Origin of the sequence: Pantoea sp. MHSD4, assembly GCF_021043305.1 — a bacterium.
GTDB classification, from domain to species: domain Bacteria; phylum Pseudomonadota; class Gammaproteobacteria; order Enterobacterales; family Enterobacteriaceae; genus Pantoea; species Pantoea eucalypti.
The window spans coordinates 1-6,005 of record NZ_JAJNDH010000016.1 but is presented as its reverse complement, the minus strand read 5'-3'; the positions used below and the strand labels follow the sequence as shown (position 1 = coordinate 6,005).

Annotated in this window: 5 protein-coding genes; all 5 read left to right on the top strand. The window is 45.4% G+C overall.

All coding sequences use genetic code 11. The features are described from left to right. A partial coding sequence (locus LQK91_RS21655) for a type VI secretion system Vgr family protein (RefSeq protein ID WP_231001678.1) occupies nt 1-1,006 on the top strand: 1,006 nt, incomplete at its 5' end. A 2-nt stretch (nt 1,007-1,008) separates the two neighbouring features. Next, nucleotides 1,009-2,163, top strand: coding sequence for a DUF2169 family type VI secretion system accessory protein (locus tag LQK91_RS21650; RefSeq protein ID WP_105100179.1), 1,155 nt, complete (start codon nt 1,009-1,011; stop codon nt 2,161-2,163). Beyond that, entirely contained in the window at nt 2,156-3,454 is a 1,299-nt protein-coding gene (locus LQK91_RS21645) for a DUF4150 domain-containing protein (RefSeq protein WP_105100178.1), read from the top strand. The genes LQK91_RS21650 and LQK91_RS21645 overlap by 8 nt, the downstream gene beginning before the upstream one ends. Before the next feature lie 9 nt (nt 3,455-3,463). Beyond that, nucleotides 3,464-4,210 carry an ankyrin repeat domain-containing protein gene (locus LQK91_RS21640; protein WP_105100177.1) on the top strand — a complete coding sequence of 249 codons (747 nt, stop codon included), beginning with the start codon at nt 3,464-3,466 and terminating at the stop codon, nt 4,208-4,210. Between the two features lie 786 nt (nt 4,211-4,996). Further along, nucleotides 4,997-5,695, top strand: a complete 699-nt coding sequence (locus LQK91_RS21635) for an ankyrin repeat domain-containing protein (RefSeq protein ID WP_105100176.1) — start codon at nt 4,997-4,999, stop codon at nt 5,693-5,695. The last annotated feature ends 310 nt before the right edge of the window (nt 5,696-6,005 follow it).

Here is a 6,005-nt window from a genome sequence, read left to right as displayed (position 1 = left end):
GATCTGGACCGACCGCTACGGGCGGGTGAAGGTGAAGTTTCACTGGGACCGGCTGGCAAAGGGCGACGACACCAGCTCCTGCTGGGTGCGCGTCTCCAGCGCGTGGGCGGGCCAGGGATTCGGCGGCGTGCAGATCCCGCGAGTTAACGACGAAGTGGTGGTGGACTTTATTAATGGCGATCCGGACCGTCCGCTGATTATCGGGCGTGTTTACAACGAGGCGAGCATGCCGCCGTGGGCGCTGCCGGCGGCAGCGACGCAGATGGGTTTTCTGAGCCGGTCGAAGGACGGCACGGCGGACACGGCGAACGCGCTGAGGTTTGAGGATAAGGCGGGTGAGGAACAGGTCTGGCTGCATGCCGAGAAGAACATGGACACTGAGGTTGAGAACAATGAAACCCACAGCGTCGGCAGCAACCGGACTAAAACCATCGGCGGCAATGAAACAACCGAGGTGAAGAAAAATCGTACAGAAACGGTTGATCAAAATGAAACCATTACCGTTCATCAGAATCGTACTGAAACGGTGGATGGTAATGAAACCATCACTGTACACAGTAATCGCACTGAAACAGTCGATCAGAATGAGAAAGTGCGTATTGGTCAGAATCAGTCGGTAACGATTAATGGCAACCAGACACTGAAAGTGGATAGGGCGAAAGCTGAAACCATTGCACTGGCTTCAATGCTCAATGTCGGTCTGGCTCAGAACACCAATATTGGCGCGGCATACATGCTAAACGTTGGTGGCGGCTGGATGACCAATGTCGGCGGAATGCAGGCACACCATGTCGGCATGAAATATTCGCTCAATACCGGACGGGATATGGCATTGACTGCCGGGACTACTGCGGAGTTCAGTGCTGAAGACAAAATCACCCTGGTATGTGGCGAATCGATGATTGTGCTTGAGCATAATGGCACCATCACCATCAGCGCGAACAAGATCAAGCTGGTCGGTGAGAAGGTGATTGATATCGACGGAACACAGATAGACATCAACTGATTATGGAAAATTTTGCTAACCATAGCGCTTTTCCAGCGCTGCTGTTTGAGTCGGTTGACCAACATGATCATGGCTTTAACGTCCTGGTGGCTCGCGTCAGTTACGATCTTGATATCATCACCGGTAAGCTGACCTTGTGTGAAGATCAGGGCGAACTCTTCGAGCAGGATTACTATTACGATGAACCGGGTACCAGCAGTGTGCGTTTTGAAAGCGACCTTGCGCCTTATAAACCCAGACTGGATGTGGTGATCAATGGCACTGCGTGGGCACCCGAAGATAAGCCCGTGCGGCATTTCACTGTAGGCGCTCGAATCGGTGATTTCACCCGTCTGCTAAATGTTTATGGCCCGCGCGAGTGGCGAAAAATGGTTGCCACCTGGCAGCTCACTAACGGGAAGCCTGTTACGCATGTTGATTTACGCTATGAATTTGCTCAGGGAGGCTTTTACCGACTGGAAAAAGGTGAGGAACTGGCATCATCTTTTAATAGTGTTGGCATAGGTTGGTTACCGGCTAAGGCTCAGAAAGAGCTAAAACTTCAGCATCTTCCGGCACCCCAGTTTGAACTACTGCCCAACCCTGTTAAGAATATTGAAGATGAAAATCTGCCTGCCGGTTTTGGTTTCTATGGTAGAGGCTGGCATCCTCGTATTACGTTTGCCGGTACCTATGATGAAGCATGGAAACAGCATCGGCATCCGTTTCTGCCCGCTGATTTTAAGTTTGACTACTGGTGTGGCGCGCATCCCTGGATGCAATTCCCCTTGCCCAAACCTATGACAAGCATTCCCGTCACACTCAAAAATCTGATATCGCATCAGGAAAAGAGTGGGCAGCAGCTCGATTTTTCTGTACCGGTTGAAACACTTTTTGCTTTTGTTACCACGCAGCAGGGCGCCGGGTTGACGTATGATTTGCAACTCGACACGCTGGTTATCGATCTACCCACGCGCAAAGTGCATTGCAGCTATCGCGTGGTATTTTCTGAACAACTGGAACCCGCAATGACCGAGTTACGCTTTATCGCTATGGATGAGCGGAAAGTGATGGTACAACGTGCGCAGCAACAGCTTACCGACAGTCAGGCTGACAGTTTTATCCCCCTACCACCTTCGCTCTTGGCTCTTATCAACAAGGAGCAACGCCATGGCTGATAACTATGCCGCACGTAAAGACGGCGTATATAAAGTTGTCGGTTTAGCACCGGATCTCTGTTTTACCCCCGGTATTCAGCCACCGGTTCCTTATCCGGTAACGGCTACGCTGGCGCCTTCAAAAAGCACTGTCGATAGCGTGAAATTTAATGGTCATCCGGCGTTTGTTTATAAATCAAGCTACGTCCCTACCACTATTGGTGATGCAGCAGGGCGCAATAAAGGTGTGGTGAGTGGAACGGTTGAGGGTGACTGCTGGTCAATAGAGCACAGCCCGGACACCTATATTGGTGGTTATCCCTTAAACCGTGTGCAGGATCTTTTTGCCATGAATGGCAAAGCGCTTGGCGGACGTGGTGGAAACCTGACAAAAAAAGAGACGTGGGAAAGGCGTAAGGCTCTGATAGAAAAAGGGAAGAAAAGTAAGGACCCTAAAGTGGTGCAGGCGGCTTTGCGGCTTGAGCAGAATAATACTGGCATGGAAAAGGCGAGGTTAGCGGACTATGTTTATGAGCCCCGCGATCCCACCAGACCTATGCCTGAAATACCTGAAGGCTGGAAAGATATCAGTGACGACCCTGAGGCGCTGGCAAAATATAACCTTACGCCAAAATCACTAAGAATCGCTAAAGACCCGGGTTTCCGTGCAAGGGTATATGAGCCCGACGAAGCTGTTTTTGGAAAAGATATGTCTGCATCCGTCGTATTTAGAGGTACGCGAATGACGGAAACCGCTGACTGGAAAAACAATGTTCAGCAGGGCATGGGTGTAGACTCAAATTATTACAAACAGGCTGTTTCAATAGGCACATCGGTTCGACGCTCCACAGCGCCAATTGATATGACAGGACATTCTCTGGGAGGCGGAATGGCTTCATCAGCTTCACGGGCAAGCGGAAAAACGGGCTGGACATTCAACTCTGCTGGATTGAAATCATCAACCGTTAAAAAGTACAGCGGCGAAGTACCTGTCACTGAAACGGCAGAAAATATCTCTGCTTATCGTGTCAAAGGTGAAATTCTTACTATGATACAGGAGCCTGGATTCTGGGCAGGGGCTGCAGTGATAGGTGGACTAGGACTTACTGGACTGAAAACTCTGGGGCCATGGGGTGCAGTTGCATTTAGTGCGTTAGGAGTGGCGTTGGTAGCGTCTCCTTCTGCAGTTGGCAACAAGCATCCTATGGATGGCGGAGAGGGAAGCGCAATTGATATGCATGGGATGGACCAGGTAAAACACTGTATTGAACTGGAGAAAGATAATGACGAGAAGTTGTTATCTTCAATTTAAGGAGAAAAAATGGTTAAGTCTCTTATAAAAAAAGTAGCCCGCTATGGTGGTCTGATATTTTTAATTTCGATTTCAGGATGTAATGCAATGAGTAAATATCCTCCAGAACAATTTTTCCATGGTACACAATTGAGCCTTGCCCAGGCTATCGCCAGTGAGAATATCGCTGATGTCAGGAAGCTAACCCCTGACACCTCTCTTAATAAGCCAGGTAAGCAGGACATGACATTGCTCTATTTTGCTTTACAGCAAGCAAAAAATAGAAAAAGCCAGCAATTAGAAATCATCAGTCAGCTTGTCAAAGCCGGTGCCGACCCTCTTCAGGATGTGCCTGATATGGGCAGTGTCGCTGAATTAGTCGCCACATCGCCGCACCCGGAGTTTATGGCTGCGTTAATTGATGGTGGCATGGACGTGAATGTTAAAGTCCAGGGGCAACCCTTGCTGCATGATGCCGCTTCAGATGGTACCTTAAAAACTCTGGCGCTGATGGTAAATCGCGGCGCAAATGTTAATGCGACAGACTCGCTGGGAAAATCAACAGTTATGGCTGCGTTGGATGGAATGCAGTTAGATACCGTCGAGTGGTTACTGAATCACGGAGCCAATCCTAATGCGGTTGAAAAAAACACCGGATGGTCATTTATGAGTCAACTTGACGATGTGATCAAACGCAATAATGGTGAGAAAGGTTCTACACAGGACAAGTTAATGGAAATTCATAAGCTTGCTAAACAAAAAGGTGGACGTGCTTAATTTTGATTCCTGCTGATGAAGTTATGGCTGCTTTCGTCAGTGAAAAGACAAGGATGTCATAATGGCTTTAAGGAAAAATCAATAGATTTATTATTATTCAATATCAGTATGCCAGATTGCTTAAATATAATAAATCAGTTGCCACTGAGGATGATGCCATTTGTTTTAACTGTGATTGGTTTATTTTCTTGATTGGAAAAGAAAGTTATAAGATTATTCCATGGGCCAGAAGGTTGAGCTGGCATAAGCGATGCTAAAGCCAACATAAGAGAATCTTGTTTAGTTCTGTTAGATAACAAATTAGATTGGCTTAAAAGCAGCGTATAGAAATACTTTTCTATTTTATTGAATGTAGATTGTGAAGGCAGATACAAAAGCTAAGGAGTGGTTTTTATTTTTAGTGCGGGTTCTGATCGCAATTGAAAGGTTATGCAATATTTTTGGTAACGTGATGAACTAAATATTCGCTCCCCAGTATGTAAGGGTCTACTTATCAGGGTCTTGCCAGAAATGTAGTGGGATAGTTGTATATGGTTGATAAGGCATGATGCCGCTCCACGTATTAAAAATGAAAATGCTGAGGGCGTTAATATTATTCTGAATAAAATTATTAAGCACCAGGATATGAGGTTTTTTTAAAGTATGGGTCAGATGATTTATTTTCAGGAGTTAGAAAATAACATTGATATAACAGCAACTCGCCGGAGGTGAATTTTGGGTTTTATAAGGAAAGTAATCTTATTGCCGTTAATATTTTCTTTGTTAACTTTACAGGCTTGTGATGATATGAAGAAAATCCATCCGGAGGATTACTTTTCAGGAAGCCAGTTACAACTGGCACAGGCAATTGAAGATGGCAATGTTGATGAGGTGGAAAAATTATCAACTCAAACTGATCTTAATAAACCTGGCGAGAAGGATTTGACCCTTTTGTATTATGCCCTCAGTGAAGCTTCAAATAAGGACGTTAACAGACTCAATGTAATGAGTGTTCTGGTAAAGCATGGCGCCGATCCTGTTCAATACGTTGCCGATATGGGTTCTGTGACAAGTAACACAGCGGGATATTCAGATCCTGCTTTTGTCAAAGCATTAATCAAAGGAGGGATGGATAAAAACGCGAAATTTGACAGCACGCCGATAATATTTTATGCAACTAATGAAAAAGCCTTCCCTACTCTAAAGTATTTTGTTGAAATAGGTGCTGATGTCAATGCGAAAGATAGCTTAGGACAAACAGCAATTTTTGAGGGGATGTATGGTCGACAATATGATCAGGTTGAATACCTTCTTCATCATGGTGCGCATGCAAATGTTACTGATGTGAATAATGTAACTTTTAATCAGTTTTTGGATAAAATCACCAGTAATACCAATAAAGATAATAAAATGGCAATCGATAAGCTGAAAGATATAAAAAAATTAACCCAAAAAACTAACAGGTATTTGGGTCAAATTCAAAATCAGCTTCTGATGGATGCCTGAACGTGCGATTAATTCGGACTGATGAACCTGGCATGGTTATAATAAGTGACAGGTTCAGATTGCATAAAGGCCTGCTTATGCAGGTTTTCTCGTGATTTAACAGATGTTCAGAAGTGCTGGCTGGGGTGTCAGAAATATAGTGATAATAAACCTTAACTGCATCACTTTCTGGCGTGATAGCGAGACGGTCCAGTACTGGTATGATTGCTCGTACCTAAATGATGGGGCATGATGATTACTACTCTGACATTGCAATTATTATATGCCTGATTTTAAGTATATGTTCTGGCCTCACTAATTTATTCTGCAA

Bases quoted from the DNA above. Each gene is read 5' to 3' on its own strand.
- LQK91_RS21650 (WP_105100179.1), top strand. From the start codon at position 1,009: ATGGAAAATTTTGCTAACCATAGCGCTTTTCCAGCGCTGCTGTTTGAG.
- LQK91_RS21645 (WP_105100178.1), top strand. From the start codon at position 2,156: ATGGCTGATAACTATGCCGCACGTAAAGACGGCGTATATAAAGTTGTC.
- LQK91_RS21640 (WP_105100177.1), top strand. From the start codon at position 3,464: ATGGTTAAGTCTCTTATAAAAAAAGTAGCCCGCTATGGTGGTCTGATA.
- LQK91_RS21635 (WP_105100176.1), top strand. From the start codon at position 4,997: ATGAAGAAAATCCATCCGGAGGATTACTTTTCAGGAAGCCAGTTACAA.